Raw genomic sequence first — 18,762 nt, forward strand, 5'->3', positions numbered from 1 at the left:
GATAGGCTTTCTTGGCCTTTTTTCACTTTTTGGCTCATTTGAATGCGATGCAACAATTTTCCACATAGTAAGAAATACTATCATTATGTGAAAAATTGCTTGTTTACACCCATAGACCTTCCTAGAATATTGCCTATAAAGTGAATTAATAAAAACGATATAACTAATGGAGGCAGTTTATGGCAGCGGTTCCAGAACAAATTTTGGGTAGCGCAGGAAAACAAGATGCTGATCCAGGCGAAACCCAAGAGTGGTTACAGGCTCTTGATGGCGTTATTCGGAATGAGGGTCCAGAGCGTGCTGCTTATCTCATTGATCAGCAAATTTCTCATGCCCGAGTGAATGGAGTGAACCAACCCTTTCATGCTGAAACTCCCTACATCAACACAATCCCTGTAGAGCAGCAAGCACGTCTACCAGGCGATCAAAATGTCGAGCATCGCATCCGTTCCTACACGCGTTGGAACGCAATGGCTATGGTCTTGCGTGCCAATAAAGATACCAACGTTGGTGGTCATATTTCTTCTTTCCAGTCGGCGGCAACTCTATATGACGTCGGCTTTAACCATTTCTGGCATGCCCCATCTCCAGAGCATGGTGGCGATCTCATATTTGTTCAAGGGCATTCTGCCCCCGGTGTTTATGCTCGGGCCTATATGCTCGGTCGCTTATCGGATGAGCAGCTGAATAACTTCCGTCAAGAAGTGGGTGGCAAAGGCATTTCTAGCTATCCACATCCTTGGTTGATGCCCGATTTCTGGCAGTTCCCAACAGTATCGATGGGTCTTGGACCCATCATGGCTATTTATCAAGCACGCTTTATGCGCTACATGCAGGATCGTGGATTCATTCAAGCCGAAGGTAGAAAGGTTTGGGCCTTTCTCGGCGATGGTGAAACTGATGAACCAGAATCACTGGGTGCTATTGGTATGGCCGGCCGTGAAAAATTAGATAACCTGATTTTTGTAGTGAACTGCAACCTTCAACGTCTTGATGGGCCTGTACGTGGTAACGGTAAGATTATTCAAGAGCTCGAAGGTGAGTTCCGCGGTGCAGGTTGGAATGTAATCAAGGTAGTTTGGGGCGGTCATTGGGATGCTTTATTCGCTCGCGATAAAAAAGGTATCTTGATGCAGCGTCTTGGTCAGATTGTCGATGGTGAATACCAGACCATGAAAGCCAAGAGTGGTGCCTACGTACGTGAAATCGTTTTCAATACACCCGAGTTAAAGGCATTGGTCAGCGACTGGAGTGATGACGAAATTTGGCAACTCAATCGCGGTGGTCATGATCCCCATAAGGTATTTGCAGCTTTTCATTCAGCCGTAAATCACAAGGATCAACCAACCGTCATTTTGGCTCACACCATCAAAGGCTACGGTATGGGTGCCTCGGGTGAGGCGATGAATATTGCCCATCAAGCGAAGAAGATGAATGCAGATGATGTGCGTCGTTTCCGTGATCGTTTTGAGATTCCCGTAAAAGATGAGCAACTAGAAGAAATGCCTTTAGTGAAATTCGCTGAAGGAAGTCCAGAGCTTGAGTACATGAAAGCTCGCCGTCAAGAGTTGGGGGGCTACTTGCCACAGCGTCGCATGAAGGCTGAGAGCTTACCTGTTCCTGCGCTTGAGGTATTTGCTCCATTACTAGAAGCAACTACCGATGGTCGTGAGATTTCTACCACGATGGCCTTTGTTCGCATACTCAATACGATTGTGCGCGACAAGGTGTTGGGTAAGCGGGTTGTTCCGATTGTTCCGGATGAGTCACGCACCTTTGGTATGGAGGGCATGTTCCGTCAATTAGGTATTTGGAATCAGCTAGGCCAGCTTTACACCCCAGAAGATCATGATCAATTGATGTTCTACAAAGAAGATAAGACTGGTCAGATTTTGCAAGAAGGCATTAATGAAGCGGGTGGTATGTGCGACTGGATCGCCGCTGCCACTTCATACTCAACGCACGGCGTACCGATGCTGCCTTTTTATATCTTCTATTCCATGTTTGGTTTCCAGCGCATTGGTGACCTCTGTTGGGCTGCTGGTGATATGCGTAGTCGTGGATTCTTATTAGGCGGTACTGCCGGTAGAACGACTTTAAATGGTGAAGGTCTTCAGCATGAAGATGGACACAGCCAAGTATGGAGCGCTTCAATTCCAAACTGCATTAGTTATGACCCTTCATTCTCGTTTGAGGTAGCCGTAGTCATTCAAGATGGTATGCGCCGTATGCTGGCTGAACAAGAAGATGTCTATTACTACATCACTTTGATGAATGAGAACTACGCTCATCCTGCTATGCCCAAAGGAGCGGAGCAAGACATCATTAAGGGTATGTACAAACTCAAGTCGGTTGGCGATGCTAATACGAAATTGCGTGTACAGCTATTAGGTTCGGGAACTATCTTCCGTGAAGTTATTGAAGCCGCTGAAATCCTAAATAAAGATTGGGGTATTGCTTCCGATTTGTGGGGTTGCCCAAGCTTTACTGAACTTGGTCGTAATTGGAATACAGTTCATCGTAATAATCTTCTAAATCCAACTACAGCACCTGCTTTATCTCATGTAGAGCAGTGCCTCAAAGATACTGCGGGCCCGATCATCGCTGCTACTGACTATGTCCGCTTGTTTGCTGAGCAAATTCGCCCAGCCATTCAGCATCTAGGCCGTCGCTTTGAGGTGCTAGGAACAGACGGTTTTGGACGCTCTGATACTCGTGAAAAATTACGTGATTTCTTTGAAGTAGATCGTCGCTGGATCGTTATCACAGCCTTGCGCTCTTTGGTGGATGCTGGCCAGTTGGATCGTCAAAAGTTAGCCGAAGCAATTCAGAAGTACGGCATCGACACCACCAAGCCAAATCCAATGACGGTTTGATAAGAGACGGATACTATGAGCCAACTAATTGATATTAAAGTCCCAGACATTGGGGATTACAAAGATGTGCCTGTCATCGAGGTATTGGTAAAAGCCGGTGATCGTATTGAGAAAGAGCAATCTATCGTTGTTCTGGAGTCAGACAAGGCAACCATGGACGTCCCCTCATCGCACTCAGGGCTTGTGAAAGAGGTCAAGGTGAAGGTGGGTGACTCTATTTCAGAGGGCGCTATTGTTCTGGTACTTGAGGAGAGTGGCGCAACTGCAGCTCCAGTTGCTACACAAACCGCCGCCGCTCCCGCAGTAGCGAAAATGGAATCTGCTGAGGCACCAGTGCCCAAAGTGGAGCCACCAATTATGCGTGCACCAGCACCACCTCCTGTTGGTAATGCCCCGGTTGAAATGGATCCAACAGCCAGTCACGCCAGTCCTTCAGTCCGTAAATTTGCACGTGAACTCGGTGTCACGGTTCATCAAGTTAAAGGCTCTGGCCCCAAAGGCAGAATCACCCAAGAAGACGTGCAGGCTTTTGTAAAGGCTGCAATGAGTGGCGGAGCCGGCAGCACATCAACTGCATCTGGCGGAAGCTTAGGCGGCCTGAATCTCATTCCTTGGCCAAAAGTCGATTTCTCTAAATTTGGTGAGACAGAACGTCAGCCACTCAATCGCATTAAGAAGCTGACCGCCGCTAACCTGGGTCGTAACTGGGTCATGATTCCTGCTGTGACTTATCACGAAGATGCCGATATTACTGATCTCGAGGCATTTAGAGTGCTAACCAATAAAGAGAATGAAAAGCAGGGCCTCAAAATCACCATGCTGGCTTTCATGATGAAAGCTGCCGTAGCTGCGCTCAAAAAATTCCCTGAATTCAATAGCTCTATTGATGGTGATGACTTAGTGTTGAAGAAGTATTTCAATATCGCCTTTGCCGCTGATACGCCAAATGGTTTAGTGGTGCCCGTGATTCGTGATGCAGATAAAAAAGGTATTTTTGAGCTTGCTCGTGAAACGTCAGAGTTAGCCGCACTAGCGCGAGATGGAAAACTGAAGCCCGAGCAAATGCAGGGCGCTAGTTTCACTATCTCTTCCTTGGGTGGCATTGGCGGCACCTATTTCTCACCAATCGTGAACGCTCCTGAGGTAGCAATTTTGGGTGTCAGCAAAGCTGCTATGAAACCAGTTTGGGATGGTAAGCAATTTGTGCCACGCTTAATTTGCCCATTGTCACTCAGTGCCGACCATCGTGTGATTGACGGTGCTTTGGCAACGCGTTTCAATGTCTACATCGCTCAGCTGATGTCCGACTTCCGTCGCGCTGCGCTATAAGGAAAAGATATGGCTAAGCAAATTATTCTCGTACCGGATATTGGTGATTATTCAGATGTACCAGTGATTGAAGTGCTCATTAAGGTGGGTGATGTCATTGAAAAGGAGCAGCCATTACTCGTTCTAGAATCTGACAAAGCAACGATGGAAATTCCAGCAGATACAGCTGGAACTGTTCTGAGTATTTCAGTCAAAGCTGGAGATAAGGTTGGTAAAGGTAGTGTTGTAGCGGAGATTGAAGTGGGGGTGGCAACAACTGCACCTCAAGCTTCTGCTCCTGCAACCCCATCAGTTCCTGCCCCTGCTTCTGCTCCTGTAGCAGCGCCTGTCATCAGCACTCCTATTGCCGGTCAATACAGCGGCAAAGTGGATCATGAGTGCGAATTGCTCGTCTTAGGCGCAGGACCAGGTGGCTATAGCGCCGCCTTCCGAAGTGCAGATTTGGGTATGAGTACTATTTTGATAGAGCGCTATTCAACTCTCGGTGGTGTTTGCTTAAACGTGGGTTGTATTCCTTCGAAAGCCTTGCTTCACACAACCGCAGTCATGGATGAAGTGAAAACGATGTCCAAGCATGGCATTAGCTATGGTGCGCCCAAGATTGAGATTGATCAATTGCGCGGCTATAAAAATTCAGTGATTGCGAAGTTAACGGGTGGATTGGCCGGCATGGCAAAAGCCCGTAAGGTTAGTGTAGTGCGTGGATTAGGCCGATTCTTAGATGCAAATCACGTTGAAGTGGAGTTAACTAAGGGTGATGGCCAAGACTTAACAGGGCAAAAAGAAGTGATTCGTTTTCAGAAGGCGATTATTGCAGCGGGAAGCCAGCCAGTAAAATTACCATTCTTGCCAGAAGATCCTCGTATCGTAGATAGCACTGGTGCCTTATTACTCAAGAGTATTCCAAAGCGCATGCTGGTCATCGGTGGTGGCATTATTGGTTTGGAGATGGCTACTGTTTACAGTACCCTAGGCTCCCGTATCGATATTGCTGAGATGATGGATGGCCTCATGGCCGGTGCAGATCGTGATTTAGAAAAGGTCTGGGAGAAATTTAATGCCGGCCGTTTCGAAAAGATCATGTTGAAGACCCGAGCATCTAAAGCTGAAGTCAAGGCTGAAGGTATTTCGGTGAGCTTTGAAGGTGAGGGCGCTCCCTCAGAGCCGCAGACTTACGACTTAGTATTGGTTGCAGTTGGACGTACGCCAAATGGCAAGAAGATTGATGCATCGGCTGCAGGCGTTGTTGTAGACGAGCGCGGCTTTGTCCCCGTCGACAATCAAATGCGCACCAATGTGCACAACATCTTTGCGATTGGCGATATTGTTGGTCAACCCATGCTTGCGCACAAAGCAGTTCATGAGGGTCACGTTGCCGCTGAAGTCGCTGCGGGTGAAAAATCCTATTTTGACGCTAAGCAAATTCCATCGGTTGCATACACTGACCCTGAGGTGGCTTGGGCAGGCTTGACTGAAGAGCAGTGCAAAGCTCAAGGAATCGCCTATGAAAAAGGTTTATTTCCGTGGGCAGCTAGCGGAAGAGCGATTGCCAATGGTCGTGATGAAGGTTTCACTAAACTGATTTTTGATGCGACCAGCAAACGTATTATTGGGGGCGGTATCGTTGGTACGCATGCCGGCGATTTAATTGGCGAAGTCTGTCTTGCTATAGAGATGGGTGCTGACGCTGTGGATATTGGCAAAACGATTCATCCACATCCAACCCTAGGCGAATCGGTTGGTCTAGCTGCAGAGTCTGCACTTGGTCACTGCACTGATTTACCGCCTGTAAAGAAGAAAGCGCATTAAGTAATCCTCTTTGCCTTGACAAAAAAGCCCCGAAAAAAAATCGGGGCTTTTTTTGTATATCTTTGCAATAAGAGTGATGCAGTCGTTACATAATTATTATTTCTTATTACTTTTTTTACTCACCGTTTGATTGCCTGATTGCACGTTCTTTTCAACTGCGCTAGTTGCATGGTTCAGATTTGTTTGAGCAACCTCTACAGCGTGTTTCACTGCCTTCTGACTGGTTTCAAATACACTGGCAGCAGATGTGATTGCTTGTTTCATGGCATGGACTGCAGCATCTGAGCCTGCTGGCGCAGCCTTGGTCCAGTCTTCTACTAAGGCATTCATTTTTTGCTGGCCTGCTTGAAATTCTTTTTCAGCAGACTTAGTAAAACTCGCTTGAGTCTCATGCGCTAATTCATAAAGATGGCGACTATAGGCCATTATTTTTTCAGCCATGGGCTGGACTGCTTCCGCCTGATGGGCAAGGAGTTGCTGTATATCTTTGACTTCAAGCGCTTTCTTGGCGCTACTCATGCTTTCACTCAGGCTTTGCTTGGCGATATGCATATTAAGCTCAATTAATTTCTCTATGCTTTGTAGTGCTTGATTAGTTAGCCCGCTTAAGGTTTCTAGGTTAGCTTTTTGTGCTGCAGCTATTTGTTCAGGCGTTAATTTCATCTCAATACCTTTGCTAATGATTTCATGGCTTTGCTTACTATGAGCTATATCTGTATAAAGTCAATTCATTTAGGCTACATTGAGTAGTATTTAATTTTTATATTGCAGCGCCCCAAGATCTGGACAGAGGCTTAAGAAATAAGCCTAAAATCATGGCTTAACTAAAAATCCCACCCTTTCAATAAGTTATCCATGAAATTGAAGCTTGATAGCCTGATTGCCCCCTTATTTGTATTAATTTGGAGTACGGGCTTTGTTATTGCACGCTTAGCAATGCCTTATGTTGAACCTGCTACCTTCCTGTTTTGGCGTTTCTCAGGGGTATTAATGGCTATGGCATGCCTGAGCCTGGTCTGGAGAATCAGCTGGCCAAGTTGGTCTCAATTCAAGCACATAGCGGTTGCTGGCATATTGCTTCAGTTCGGCTATCTATTGGGTGTCTGGTTCGCAGTCCGGCTGGGGATGACTGCAGGCCTGGTAGCAATCATCGTAGGCTTGCAGCCCATCCTGACAGCTTGGTTCGCTGCCTGGGTATCTGAAAAAGTGACGGGACGCCAGTGGATTGGTTTGGGTTTCGGATTCGCTGGGGTAGCTTTGGTTGTCGCTGAAAAAATCGGCTTCACCTACATTCCTCCATTGAGTTACGTATTGGCTTTTGCTGCCTTACTCTCAATTACGTTTGGCACTCTTTATCAAAAGAAATTCTGTCCAGTCTTTGACTTGCGGGCAGGCTCATCGATTCAGTTTGGCGTATCCGCCATACTTTGCTTTGTTTGTATGTATTACTTTGAGTCTGCTGTCATGGTTTGGAATGCCCCAGTCATCGGAGCATTACTGTGGGCGATTTTCCCGCTCTCGATAGGCTCCATCAGCCTGCTCTTTATGATGATTCGTAAGGGGGCTGCAACCAAGGTAACGAGTCTCCTGTATTTAACGCCACCCACCACTGCGGCGATGGCATGGTTCTTATTCGGCGAACCTTTTACCTTTATGATGGCAGGTGGTTTATTGCTCACGATGACTGGAGTTGTTCTAGTTAACCGAGGTCAAACAAGTACAGTTGCTACGATTGCAGAATAAGTTGTCTTTAATGGTAAAAAACTGCAGCTGGGAACTAAAAGTTATTTATCATTCCGTATGTTAAAAGTTTTGGAAGGCAATTTGGGATGTATTTGAATCGTTTTTGGCTTCTTGCCCACATCTGCCTAATTTCGTTTGGAGTTGCTACCTCTTCTCCGGTAATCGCAGCTAACTCAGATTCCCAAACTGCAAAGTCCACCAAATCAGCAGCAAAGGCGCCTGCAAAATCAGAGTCAAAAAAGGTAGTTAAGTCATCTAAAAAATCAAAAACAGTGAGGACCACTGTTACTCGTTCAGTCGAGCCTGTTGTCCCACTAAGACCCTCATTTGCAACAGCACTGGGTTTGCGCGGTCAACATGACGATTTGAGTTTAAAGTCCAGCGTAGCTATGGTGGTTAATCAAGATACCAAGGAAGTGTATTTTGAAAAGAACTCCTCGGTCAGTTTGCCGATCGCTTCTATTACCAAGCTGATGACTGCAATGGTTGTACTTGATTCTAAATTGCCTCTAGATGAAACCATTGTTATCAATGCGGATGACGTACATATTTATCGTGCATCCCGTCTTGCTGGGGGGACGGTATTAACAAGAGAGGAGGCGCTCTTACTAGCACTAATGTCCTCTGAGAATCGCGCAGCCTACACGCTTGGACGAAACTACCCAGGCGGTATTACTGCATTTATTGACGCTATGAACCGTAAGGCTAAAGAGATTGGGATGACGCATTCTCATTTTGCTGATCCTACTGGCCTCTTAAGTGAAAACGTTGCGTCCGCAGAAGATCTGGCACGTATGTTGAGTGTTGCTTATCAATACAAAATGATTCGAGAGTTTTCTACCTGGCCAGATTTGACTATGATGATTGCCAAGCGACCCCAGAAGTTTCTTAATACTAATCGCTTGGTACGTGCAGGCGATATGAATATCGGCCTACAAAAAACGGGATTTATTAATGCAGCAGGCAAGTGCTTAGTGATGCAGGCCCGTGTGAACAACACACCTTTGCTACTGATTTTCTTGGACTCTGTTGGAACGCAATCGCGTTTTGCTGATGCCGTGAGAGTACGCGATTGGTATGAGCGTATGCCAATGGGTGAGCCTCAGGCAATTCGTCGATTGATGTAGGAATTGCATTACTAAGCAAGATTGAGTTTTAAGAATGGGGGTCGCTGACCTTAGGTTTGTAACCCATCCCCTTAGAAATCTGCAGTGCAGTATCTTGTAGAAGCTTGAGCCAGTCTGCCTGAATACGATCGGTAGGTGAGCTTAATGAGAGTCCTGCTACTAACTTACCACTGTCATCATAAATTTCAGCTGCCACGCAACTGACACCCAACTCTAGCTCCTCATTGTCGCTCGCATGGCCTAACTTACGAACTTGATTGAGTTCTGAATCTAATTTTCCCAATTCGGTAATGCTGTTTCTAGTGTGGCCAGCTAAACCGGTGCGCGTGACATAAGCGCGAACTTGGCTTGGATCATCGCTTGCCAGAAATAGCTTGCCAACTGATGTCAGGTGGAGCGGCGCACGACCGCCAATAGCCCGAACCACCTGCATGCCAGATCGTTCGCTATAGGCGCGGTCAATATAAACAATTTCATCACCTTGGCGCACAGAAAGATTGATGGTTTCACCGGTCAGCTTGTGTAATGCCCGCATTGGCGCTTGCGCTGCCTCACGTACCGATAAACGGGCTTTGACGAGGTTACCTAGCTCAAGCAGCTTTAGGCCAAGGCGGTATGTGCCACCATCGCCACGCTCCACCAAGCGGCAGGCTACCAAGTCATTCAGAATGCGGTGAGCTGTGGAGGGGTGTAAATCAGTTTCTTGGGCAAGGTTTTTAAGGCTACTAGACTCTTCGTGGGATGCAAGGGCGTCGAGCAAGTTCATCATGCGTTCCACCACCTGAATCGCTGTTTTGCCAGCTTCGCCTGGTGTTTTTGTAACTTTTTCTGATTTGTTCAATGCCATGCTGTCAATTGTAGCGATTTTTGCCCAAATTGCACAATATGAAATAGCATCGGAACGCTAAAAAAACGTTTTTGAAGCCTAATGACCCTTCAGGGCAGCAGCACATTCAGAGATTAATTTCGGACCACGATAGATCAAGCCGCTGTAAATTTGAACTAGGCTAGCTCCAGCGACAAGCTTTTCTTGGGCATCCTTACCAGTCATAATGCCGCCAACGCCAACAATCGGAATGGCAGCGCCTAAATACTCTTTGAGACTTCTGACTACTTCGGTGGAGACCTGACGCACAGGCGCCCCAGAGAGGCCACCAGCTTCTTTGCCAAATTCAAGCTCTTGGACAGCATCTCGGGCAATCGTTGTGTTGGTAGCGATGATGGCATCAATCTTAAATTCCACCAAGAGATCGGCAATGAGCTTAATATCGTTTTGCTCAAGGTCAGGTGCAATTTTTAAAAAGAGGGGTTTACGTACACCAAATCGATCACTCAAAGCTTCACGCGCAATATGCAGCGATTGCAGCAAAGAGCGCAGCATATCTTCACCTTGGAGAGCGCGTAAATTCTGGGTATTAGGCGATGAGATATTGACAGTGATGTACGAGGCCACCTCGTAGACTGCTTCCATGGCCATGACGTAATCGCTTGCAGCATTCTCGATGGGGGTGCTCGCATTCTTGCCAATATTGAGACCGACAATGCCGCCATTCTGCCAATAAGTGGAATTGCGTACACGCTTTACGCAAGCATCAACACCATCATTATTAAAGCCCATGCGATTAATGAGGGCCTGAGCTTGCGGTAGACGAAACATGCGAGGCTTCGGGTTGCCGGGTTGCGGTTTTGGGGTAACAGTACCAATTTCTAAAAAACCAAAGCCTAGGGCCCCCAGCGCATCAATATGTCTACCATCTTTATCGAGGCCAGCAGCAAGCCCTACTGGATTTGGAAAGGTAATCCCGCACAATTGACGTGGATCTAGAGCGGGTTGATCGATCAAATGACGTAATAAACCCCAGCGCTCAGCACGATCTAGATTGCTCATGGTGAGGTTGTGGGCTTGCTCTGGATCTAAAGAAAAAAGCCAGGAACGTAGAAGGGGGTAGCTATCAATCATGGGTGGATATTATGACCCATTGATGGGCTGCCAGTGATCGTCGATCAAGCCCTCGATAGGCTGAAACTTCACCTTATAAGACATTTTTTCGCTTTGCTCAATGTAGTAACCAAGGTAGAGATAAGGAAGGTCTAACTCCAGAGTCTGCTGAATTTGCCACAAGATGCTGAAGCTTCCGTAGCTTGCAGAAGTATTGCTGGTATCAAAGAAGGTGTAAACCGAAGATATTCCTTGGTCCAAGATATCAATCATACTGACCATGCGCAGACGTCCTGGGTGTGAATCATGTGGACCATCCCGAAACTCAACAATTCTGGAGTTCACACGGCTTTGCAATAAAAACTGCATGTACTGGTCTTGATCGTCTTGATCTATATCCCCACCAGCATGACGTTCATGTTGATAGCGTTGATAGAGTTGGTAGTGTTCCTCTTGATATCCTAGATTAAGAACGCGTACATCCAGTCCAGCATGTTTTTTCCAGCCGCGTTTTTGACTGCGGTTGGGTAAAAATTGCTTTACTGGAATGCGTGTGGCAGTACAGGCATTGCATGCATCGCAATAAGGTCGATAAGTGTATAAGCCACTGCGACGAAATCCCGCATTTACGAGCTCACTATACAAATCAGCGTGTATTAAATGTGAGGGAGTTGCGACTTGCGAGCGTGCAGTCTTCCCTGGTAGATAGCTACAGGGATAGGGTGCAGTTGCATAAAACTGCAATTCAGTAAGAGGAAGCTCTTTTAGTTGAGTCATAACCAGTGACCAAGAATCTGTTTATCAAATTTCCAAGGAATCTCTATATTAGTTTGATTTAAAGCAACTTGCAGATGCGCTAAAAATTCATCACGGGAAATTGGTGCGGCCCCTAAAGAATTGAGGTGAGGGGTTTCTTGCTGACAATCGATCATCCCCACTTGATTTTGCTCGCACCAGGCAGCAAGCGCAGCTAAAGCAATTTTAGAGGCATCTGTTTGATGGCTAAACATCGATTCACCAAAAACCATCCCGCCGAATGAAACACAATAGAGGCCACCGACTAGTCGACTATCTTCCATGATAGCAATGCTATGAGCATGCCCCTCTTCATGAAGATTGGTGTAAGCCTCCATGATTTCATGGGTAATCCAAGTACCATCCTGATCCTTGCGGTTCGCAGTTGCGCAGGAGCGGACAACAGCACTAAAGTCTTTATCAACCATGATTTCTTTACGAGGGTCAGATAAAAAATGACGAATTGATTTCTTCAGCGAGTCATGGCATTTAAAGTGATCAGGCTTTAATACCATCCGGGGATTGGGTGACCACCACAACACTGGTTGATTATCAGAATACCAAGGAAAGATTCCCATTTGATATGCACGAGCTAACTGTCCTGGATATATTCGTTCACTGACTGCAATTAAACCGGGAACGCTCGGGTCGGGATCTGAATGATGAATAGGGTTAGGAAATTCATCCTGAGACCCCAGCCAGTTGATGTTGCTCATGAGTTTGTGATGCTTAGATTTTTTCAGTCGGCAGAATGTCTCTGCTGCGAACACTAAACTCTTTACCTGAATCAAATACGCCGGCAGCACGATCGGCAAAGAACCACTCCAGAGTTTGCTTTACCGTTGGAAAGGCAATGTCATCCCATGGGATATCCTGCTCATCAAATAAAGCAACCTCTAGACTCTCTTCTCCCGCTTGAAAATTGGGCGAACTCATCGAAGCTAGATAAAAAAGATGTACTTGTTCGGCATGTGGCACATTGAGAAGAGAGTAGAGCGGGCCCATCTGAACAATAGCCCCAGCCTCTTCATGTGTTTCACGTGCTGCCCCAGTACTGGTACTTTCACCAAGCTCCATGAATCCAGCAGGCAGCGTCCAATAACCATGGCGAGGCTCTATAGCACGACGGCACAATAAAACTTGCTTACCAAAGATGGGGATACTGCCAACTACGTTACGTGGATTGAAATAATGAATACTTCCGCAAGAGTCACAGACATGGCGCTCTCGCGAATCATCCGCAGGAATCTTGATGCTGATAGGCGCTGCACAGTACGAGCAAAACTTCATGCGGACTTTCTAAAAATGAGCGGGGATGTGACCGCGTAAGGCATTGCTAAGCATAATCTCTTTTGCATTCTGAATATCATCAATAGTCAGGTTGACTTCATGGGCATTCCACTGGGGATCGTTCAATATGATGGATCTCATAACCCCTGGTAACAGACCTGCAGATACGGGGGGTGTAAGCCAGCGATCTCCAGATTTTACAAAAACACTGCTTCTTCCACCCTCGGTGACATAACCTTGCTCGTTGGTAAATAGAGCATCAAAGCCACTAAGATTTTCTGCCAATCCCCAGGCTTGGTCATAGACATTACGAATGTTCACCTTATGCCTTAATAAAATATTGCCAGAGTAAAAGGTCGCCTTGCTTGAATCGGGCAGAATATCTTTTGCCCAAAATATTTTTACCGAGCCTTCTAATGGGCTGATGGGAGCTATTTGATAACTTGCGATTCCTAGGCGATCTAGATTCAAACGTAATCGATATTCAATATCTATTGCGCAGTTTTCACACGCAAGCGAAATTACTTTCATGATATCCGGCACAGAGCAGGGAATACCAAGCGATAAAGCAGAATTGGCCAAGCGTGCTAGATGAAGTTGTACATGCTGAGCCTGACCGTTGCGGACCAAGATAGTTTCAAACAATCCCACTTCACTGGGTAATTTGCTCAAGAATGCAGCTTTAATTTGGCATTCTTCCCACTCCTGCTCGGGCTCAGAGTCAATCGTGATACCCGCACCTATACCCAAGGAAAAGGGTGAAGTATGTGTTTTTGGATCATGATTCACTTCAAGGGTGCGGATAGGAACGCTAAATGCAAAGTCACCACCAGGATCAATCCAGCCCAGTGCGCCACAATAGTAGCCTCGATCTTGCGGCTCTAATTCTTGAATGATTTCCATACTGCGCTTCTTGGGAGCACCCGTTACTGACCCACAGGGAAATACTGCATTGAGTACATCACGCAATTGCATTTCAGGCCTGATCTCAGCTTGAACTGTCGATGTCATTTGCAGAACATCACCATACTGAGTAACCTCAAAGAGCTTGGGTACAGAGACCGCTCCTGGTAAGGCAAGTCGACTCAGATCATTACGCAATAAATCGACGATCATGACATTTTCGGCTTGATTCTTTGCATCTGCTGATAAATGCTCAGCTGAATCATTCAATGCGCTAGCAGTACCTTTCATCGGCATGGCTTTCAAAGTATTGCCTTGCTTCTGAATAAATAACTCGGGTGATTGGGACAAAATAAAGCTTGAATCTTGCGCAATAAATGCGCCAAATCTTCCGGGTTGACGCTTCCTTAATCGCGCATACAGAGAGAGCGGGTCACCATAGACTTCACCTGTAATCCGAAACGTATGATTAATTTGATAAGCGTCGCCATTGCGAATGTACTCTTGAATAGTCTGAATGTCAGAGGTGAACTTCTCTTGATCAAGGGAAAATTGTAGATTGGCAACACCTGCAACTTGAGATTCAGGTTCTAGGGTTGCTATCTTTTTTTCAATGTAATTATCAACATCCGCTTTGCTAAAGCTTTCATAGGACTTAAAAGACCATGCTTGGATTAATGGATGCTCTTTGCTTTCACGTTGAGCTGGACGGTCTATATTGTGTATATCTAGACCTAGCTCATAAGCAAATGCAGCGACAACGTATTCTCCTTGTGCCAATGCTGCATTGACATCTTTCAGGCATTGATCTACAGCTGCAATTGTCTGTGCATGGTTGGACTGAGGATAGATGGTCCAAAGCTGGAGCACTTGCTCATACAGGCGACTGCTCGGCTTTGCTGTGGTGCTCTGGGCATCATCAAGCAATATCATGCTATTGATCGTCAGCACTCAAATAAGCAAGTGGCAATTACTTTAAAACAGTAGCTGATTCGATCGTAACAGTCTTGCTAGGCACGTCTGACATGCGACCCATTTTTGGTGATGATGCCACCATGGTTGGGATTTTACGAATAGCGTCAATAGTTTGCGTACCAGAAACGACTATCCCGAAAACGGTATAGCCATTACCCATAGCATTTGGAAAATTCAGACCCTCATTGTCTTTCACATTAATAAAGAACTGGGCTGTTGCTGAATCGGGGTCAGAGGTACGCGCCATAGCGATGGTGTAAGTTTGATTCTTCAGGCCATTTTGAGCTTCTGAAACTACAGGCGCATTAGTTGGTTTTTGTGTCAAGTCCGCAGTAAATCCACCGCCTTGAACCATAAAGCCATCTATCACACGGTGAAAAATCGTGCCGTTATAAAAACCACTGTTTACATAGTTCAAAAAGTTGGCAGAAGTTTTTGGTGCCTTTACTGAATCAAGCTCAACAACAAAATTACCCATGGTAGTTTTAAATTCCACCTTAGGGCCAGCAAAGCTTGCAGCACTAGCAATGAGGCTGGAAACTAAAAATAGGGATGTAATGATTTTGCGCATACTGAGTATCCTTAAGAATCGAGTGAAAATAGAGTAAATCAAATTGTATTGCTCAAAGTCCAGAGGGGATGTGACCAGCATAGTCATAAGCCGCCTCTTTAAACAGGTTCGGCCTATCTAGATAGTCTAAGGCCCAATCAATGGAGTCGACACCCCAAAAAGCATGCCCAGTGATCACAAGGGTGGGGACACCAAACGCCCCATCTGATTTTGCTCTCTCTGTGTTGCTAATAAGTTCGGCTTTCACCTCTGGCATATCTGGTTTTGGAGTGTCTGCAGCTAAGCCAAGATATCGGCAAAACTCTGGCCAAGATAAATTAGGATCTTTACCCTCTACCCAGACATACTCAAACGCACGCTCAACCATATCCCACTGAGCATTTTGCTGAACAAGTAAACGCTGTGCTGCAACGGTGAGAAAAGGGTGGTGCTCTGGAAAGCGAAAAGGGAGACCTAACTTTTCAGCGAGCCATACGCAATATTGATAGGTATGAGGGCGCTTGGCTTCCACTTCACCAGGTCCGCGATTGTCAGTTGCCCGGAGTAAGCCACCCAATAAGATAGGTATGGGTTGAATATCGATTCGTTTTTCAAGACGATGGCGTTGCTTAATATAAAAATAAGAGAATGGAGAAATGATGTCGTAGTAGAACGTCCCTTTAATCCGTTTTTCATCTACTGGATCTTGGCTCATTTCTGTTTTGACTCCTGATCTAACTTGCGCAAGAAAGCTATTTTCTCGGTAATCTGACTCTCTAAGCCCCGATCAACTGGCTGGTACCAATGAGGCTCTGCCATGCCATCGGGCAAGTAGTTTTCTCCAGCAGCATAGGCATGGGGTTCATCATGTGCATAACGATATTCTTTGCCGTGACCTAGCTCTTTCATGAGTTTAGTTGGGGCATTGCGCAAATGGTTGGGAACAGGTTTACTTTGATCGCCAGCAACATAAGCTCTTGCCGCGTTGTAAGCCTTATAACTTGCATTGCTCTTAGCGGCGATCGCTAAATAGACTACAGCTTGACCTAGCGCTAATTCACCTTCAGGCGAGCCCAGCCGCTCAAAAGTTTGAGCTGCATCATTGGCTAGTTGCATCGCTCTGGGATCGGCAAGCCCAATATCTTCCCAAGCCATGCGAATAATTCTGCGAGCAAGATATCGGGGATCTGCACCGCCATCTATCATGCGACAAAACCAATACAGCGCAGCATCAGGATTGGAACCACGCACTGATTTATGTAAGGCAGATATTTGATCGTAAAAGTGGTCTCCGCCTTTATCAAAGCGACGTGCCTGAGCTGTTAGGGCGTTTTCAATAAACTGCTGATCTATTTTGCTTATCTCTGAGTTTGGCGTTGAGACGGCATTGCGAACTTGCTCCACTAAATTCAATAATCGCCTAGCATCACCATCCGCATGTGAAATTAAGCTCTCGACTGCATCTGACTCAAAAGGAATATCAGGCATTGCATATTGACATGCACGATCAAACAACTGCTTCAGCTCGAGAGCGCTTAACGATTTCAGTACATAGACTTGCGCGCGTGAGAGTAGGGCTGAGTTCACCTCAAATGAAGGGTTTTCAGTTGTAGCGCCGATAAAGTTAAATAGGCCAGACTCAACATGTGGCAACAAGGCATCTTGTTGGCTTTTATTAAATCGATGGATCTCATCTACAAACAAAATAGTTTGTCTGCCATATTGAGACATATTCTGTTGGGCCTGCTCTATAGCCTCACGAATTTCTTTTACCCCAGCAAGCACAGCTGAAATGGCGATAAATTCTCGATCAAAGGCTTTTGCTGAAAGTCTTGCCAAGGTTGTTTTACCAACACCTGGCGGACCCCACAGAATCATCGAATGTGGCTTACCAGATCCAAAGGCAAGACTCAGTGGTTTGCCAGTTGCGAGCAGATGTGTCTGACCGATGACTTCTTCTATAGATTTAGGGCGCAAGACTTCCGCTAATGGTGGCAGAGGTGCTTGATCAAATAGATTGCCCATAAGCACTTATTTAGTTTTGTACAAACAAAATAACTAATGCAGACCAAATTAAGCATCCAGCAGAAACGAATGTGAGTCGATTTCGTAAGGTGATGAATGCATTGAGCGCTGCTTCACTAGAAAAATAATATCGGTAAGTTTCTTTATCAATGTTGCGCTGAATCACTAATGCTGACGCCAAGATGACCATACCAACTGGTATGTAAATATGTAGCGCGAGCCAGGCAACTAAGGCCGGTGTTACGCCCCAGATCCATGCATTGCGATCTCCCCACCGATCGCCGCTAGGTATTTTTCCTAATTTATGTAGATTGGCGCCCCAATGCAAGGCGCCCATGAATGCAGTGATTACTGCCCCATAACCAGCCAGTGACTCCCCACTTAAATAATTCAGCGGTGTTGGCGCAAGCTGCACCATCAGCGCAAGACCAACAAAGGGAATTAGACCGGCATAGGCTAATTTAGTAACTAGGGGAGGTAATGGGTTCACAAAAACTTCTTTATCTGGGTTGGTGGGTGGTGGATAGTGGATAGTGAATTACAAAATCATTGATCGTAGACAAAGACGCCGCGTCCAGACTTACGACCGAGGTAGCCAGCGGCAACCATCTCACGCAACAGTGGACAAGGGCGATATTTAGAGTCACTGAAGTTCTCAAAATAGACTTCCATCACTGCCAAACAGGTATCAAGACCAATTAAATCGGCTAAAGCAAGTGGGCCAATCGGCTGATTGCAGCCCAATTTCATACCAGCATCTATATCTTCTGGGCTAGCAAGGCCTTCGTGCAGAACAAAGAAAGCTTCATTAATCATTGGAAGCAATATACGGTTCACCACAAAGCCGGGTGAGTTCTTCACGGTGATGGGCTCTTTACCAATACGTTTGGCCATTTCAATAATGGCAGCGTGGGTCGTGTCAGAGGTTTGCAAGCCTCGAATCACTTCAACCAATGCCATCAGCGGTGGCGGATTGAAAAAGTGCATACCAATGAAGCGGCCTGGATTGGAATCTAAGGCTGCAAGTTTGGTAATGGAGAGTGAGGAGGTATTGGTGGCAATAATAGTTTCTTTACTGACGATCTCATCAACCTGCTTCAAAATCTTTTCTTTAACAGCTTGGTTCTCAGTAGCGGCCTCAATGACTAATTGCAGTCCCTTGAAGTCAGTATATGAAGTGCTAGCTTTAATACGTTTCAGTGCAGCATCTTTATTCTCATTAGTAAGTAATTCTTTTTTCACTAAGCGATCCAAGCTCTTGCTAATTTGGTTTAAGCCGCGCTCAAGGGCAGCATCGCTGATATCAACCATGACAACATCAAGGCCGGCAACTGCGCAGACTTGCGCAATACCATTGCCCATCGTACCCGCCCCAATGACCCCGACTGATTGAATCTTCAT

At 46.1% G+C, this 18,762-nt stretch carries 17 protein-coding genes; 5 read left to right on the forward strand and 12 right to left on the reverse strand.

Translation table 11 applies throughout. The annotated features are described in order from the left end of the window. The first annotated feature begins 179 nt into the window (after positions 1–179). From aceE to lpdA, 3 genes are read left to right on the forward strand one after another with little or no spacing between them, the layout of a single operon-like run. Positions 180–2,876, forward strand: coding sequence for a pyruvate dehydrogenase (acetyl-transferring), homodimeric type (gene aceE / locus C2758_RS04715; protein WP_215329818.1), 2,697 nt, complete (start codon positions 180–182; stop codon positions 2,874–2,876). Positions 2,877–2,891: 15 nt separating this feature from the next. Further along, positions 2,892–4,205 carry a dihydrolipoyllysine-residue acetyltransferase gene (aceF, locus tag C2758_RS04720; RefSeq protein ID WP_215329819.1) on the forward strand — a complete coding sequence of 438 codons (1,314 nt, stop codon included), beginning with the start codon at positions 2,892–2,894 and terminating at the stop codon, positions 4,203–4,205. A 9-nt stretch (positions 4,206–4,214) separates the two neighbouring features. Continuing rightward, complete coding sequence (gene lpdA / locus C2758_RS04725; RefSeq protein ID WP_215329820.1) at positions 4,215–6,014, forward strand: dihydrolipoyl dehydrogenase; 1,800 nt, start codon at positions 4,215–4,217, stop codon at positions 6,012–6,014. A 96-nt stretch (positions 6,015–6,110) separates the two neighbouring features. Here lpdA and C2758_RS04730 read toward each other — a convergent pair whose 3' ends face one another. Next, positions 6,111–6,677, reverse strand: coding sequence for a phasin family protein (locus C2758_RS04730; protein ID WP_215329821.1), 567 nt, complete (start codon positions 6,675–6,677; stop codon positions 6,111–6,113). 192 nt (positions 6,678–6,869) lie between these two features. Between C2758_RS04730 and C2758_RS04735 the strand changes: the two genes are divergently transcribed. Beyond that, on the forward strand, positions 6,870–7,757 hold the full coding sequence (locus C2758_RS04735) for a DMT family transporter (RefSeq protein WP_215329822.1): 888 nt from the start codon (positions 6,870–6,872) through the stop codon (positions 7,755–7,757). Positions 7,758–7,843: 86 nt separating this feature from the next. Further along, positions 7,844–8,884 carry a serine hydrolase gene (locus C2758_RS04740; protein WP_215329823.1) on the forward strand — a complete coding sequence of 347 codons (1,041 nt, stop codon included), beginning with the start codon at positions 7,844–7,846 and terminating at the stop codon, positions 8,882–8,884. A 28-nt stretch (positions 8,885–8,912) separates the two neighbouring features. On the opposite strand, the gene C2758_RS04745 is transcribed toward C2758_RS04740, so the two are convergent. The 11 genes from C2758_RS04745 to C2758_RS04795 form a co-directional block, all read right to left on the reverse strand. Next, positions 8,913–9,731 (reverse strand): IclR family transcriptional regulator, encoded by an 819-nt coding sequence (locus tag C2758_RS04745; protein WP_215329824.1) that lies wholly within the window; start codon positions 9,729–9,731, stop codon positions 8,913–8,915. Positions 9,732–9,809: 78 nt separating this feature from the next. Next, positions 9,810–10,844 (reverse strand): quinone-dependent dihydroorotate dehydrogenase, encoded by a 1,035-nt coding sequence (locus C2758_RS04750; RefSeq protein ID WP_215329825.1) that lies wholly within the window; start codon positions 10,842–10,844, stop codon positions 9,810–9,812. A 9-nt stretch (positions 10,845–10,853) separates the two neighbouring features. Beyond that, complete coding sequence (locus C2758_RS04755; protein WP_215329826.1) at positions 10,854–11,600, reverse strand: arginyltransferase; 747 nt, start codon at positions 11,598–11,600, stop codon at positions 10,854–10,856. Beyond that, positions 11,597–12,334 (reverse strand): leucyl/phenylalanyl-tRNA--protein transferase, encoded by a 738-nt coding sequence (gene aat, locus C2758_RS04760; protein ID WP_215329827.1) that lies wholly within the window; start codon positions 12,332–12,334, stop codon positions 11,597–11,599. Before aat ends, C2758_RS04755 begins: the two co-directional genes overlap by 4 nt. 13 nt (positions 12,335–12,347) lie before the next feature. Next, positions 12,348–12,908 (reverse strand): NUDIX hydrolase, encoded by a 561-nt coding sequence (locus C2758_RS04765; protein WP_215329828.1) that lies wholly within the window; start codon positions 12,906–12,908, stop codon positions 12,348–12,350. Positions 12,909–12,917: 9 nt separating this feature from the next. Then, complete coding sequence (locus C2758_RS04770; RefSeq protein ID WP_251369267.1) at positions 12,918–14,762, reverse strand: bifunctional chorismate-binding protein/class IV aminotransferase; 1,845 nt, start codon at positions 14,760–14,762, stop codon at positions 12,918–12,920. Between the two features lie 19 nt (positions 14,763–14,781). Continuing rightward, complete coding sequence (locus tag C2758_RS04775) at positions 14,782–15,357, reverse strand: peptidylprolyl isomerase (RefSeq protein ID WP_215329829.1); 576 nt, start codon at positions 15,355–15,357, stop codon at positions 14,782–14,784. Positions 15,358–15,409: 52 nt separating this feature from the next. Beyond that, the gene (locus C2758_RS04780; RefSeq protein WP_215329830.1) at positions 15,410–16,051 is read right to left on the reverse strand and encodes a 2-hydroxychromene-2-carboxylate isomerase; all 642 of its coding nucleotides are present in this window, start codon (positions 16,049–16,051) and stop codon (positions 15,410–15,412) included. Then, on the reverse strand, positions 16,048–17,361 hold the full coding sequence (locus tag C2758_RS04785) for a replication-associated recombination protein A (protein ID WP_215329831.1): 1,314 nt from the start codon (positions 17,359–17,361) through the stop codon (positions 16,048–16,050). Before C2758_RS04785 ends, C2758_RS04780 begins: the two co-directional genes overlap by 4 nt. Before the next feature lie 10 nt (positions 17,362–17,371). After that, entirely contained in the window at positions 17,372–17,851 is a 480-nt protein-coding gene (locus C2758_RS04790; RefSeq protein WP_215329832.1) for a DUF3429 domain-containing protein, read from the reverse strand. Between the two features lie 56 nt (positions 17,852–17,907). Next, entirely contained in the window at positions 17,908–18,762 is an 855-nt protein-coding gene (locus tag C2758_RS04795) for a 3-hydroxybutyryl-CoA dehydrogenase (protein ID WP_215329833.1), read from the reverse strand.

It is taken from the genome of Polynucleobacter sp. AP-Sving-400A-A2, assembly GCF_018688155.1.
Lineage (GTDB): Bacteria > Pseudomonadota > Gammaproteobacteria > Burkholderiales > Burkholderiaceae > Polynucleobacter.

Excerpts from the sequence above, each read along its gene's own strand:
- aceE (WP_215329818.1), top strand. The coding sequence starts at position 180 with ATGGCAGCGGTTCCAGAACAAATTTTGGGTAGCGCAGGAAAACAAGAT.
- aceF (WP_215329819.1), top strand. The coding sequence starts at position 2,892 with ATGAGCCAACTAATTGATATTAAAGTCCCAGACATTGGGGATTACAAA.
- lpdA (WP_215329820.1), top strand. The coding sequence starts at position 4,215 with ATGGCTAAGCAAATTATTCTCGTACCGGATATTGGTGATTATTCAGAT.
- C2758_RS04730 (WP_215329821.1), bottom strand. The coding sequence starts at position 6,677 with ATGAAATTAACGCCTGAACAAATAGCTGCAGCACAAAAAGCTAACCTA.
- C2758_RS04735 (WP_215329822.1), top strand. The coding sequence starts at position 6,870 with ATGAAATTGAAGCTTGATAGCCTGATTGCCCCCTTATTTGTATTAATT.
- C2758_RS04740 (WP_215329823.1), top strand. The coding sequence starts at position 7,844 with ATGTATTTGAATCGTTTTTGGCTTCTTGCCCACATCTGCCTAATTTCG.
- C2758_RS04745 (WP_215329824.1), bottom strand. The coding sequence starts at position 9,731 with ATGGCATTGAACAAATCAGAAAAAGTTACAAAAACACCAGGCGAAGCT.
- C2758_RS04750 (WP_215329825.1), bottom strand. The coding sequence starts at position 10,844 with ATGATTGATAGCTACCCCCTTCTACGTTCCTGGCTTTTTTCTTTAGAT.
- C2758_RS04755 (WP_215329826.1), bottom strand. The coding sequence starts at position 11,600 with ATGACTCAACTAAAAGAGCTTCCTCTTACTGAATTGCAGTTTTATGCA.
- aat (WP_215329827.1), bottom strand. The coding sequence starts at position 12,334 with ATGAGCAACATCAACTGGCTGGGGTCTCAGGATGAATTTCCTAACCCT.
- C2758_RS04765 (WP_215329828.1), bottom strand. The coding sequence starts at position 12,908 with ATGAAGTTTTGCTCGTACTGTGCAGCGCCTATCAGCATCAAGATTCCT.
- C2758_RS04775 (WP_215329829.1), bottom strand. The coding sequence starts at position 15,357 with ATGCGCAAAATCATTACATCCCTATTTTTAGTTTCCAGCCTCATTGCT.
- C2758_RS04780 (WP_215329830.1), bottom strand. The coding sequence starts at position 16,051 with ATGAGCCAAGATCCAGTAGATGAAAAACGGATTAAAGGGACGTTCTAC.
- C2758_RS04785 (WP_215329831.1), bottom strand. The coding sequence starts at position 17,361 with ATGGGCAATCTATTTGATCAAGCACCTCTGCCACCATTAGCGGAAGTC.
- C2758_RS04795 (WP_215329833.1), bottom strand. The coding sequence starts at position 18,762 with ATGAAGATTCAATCAGTCGGGGTCATTGGGGCGGGTACGATGGGCAAT.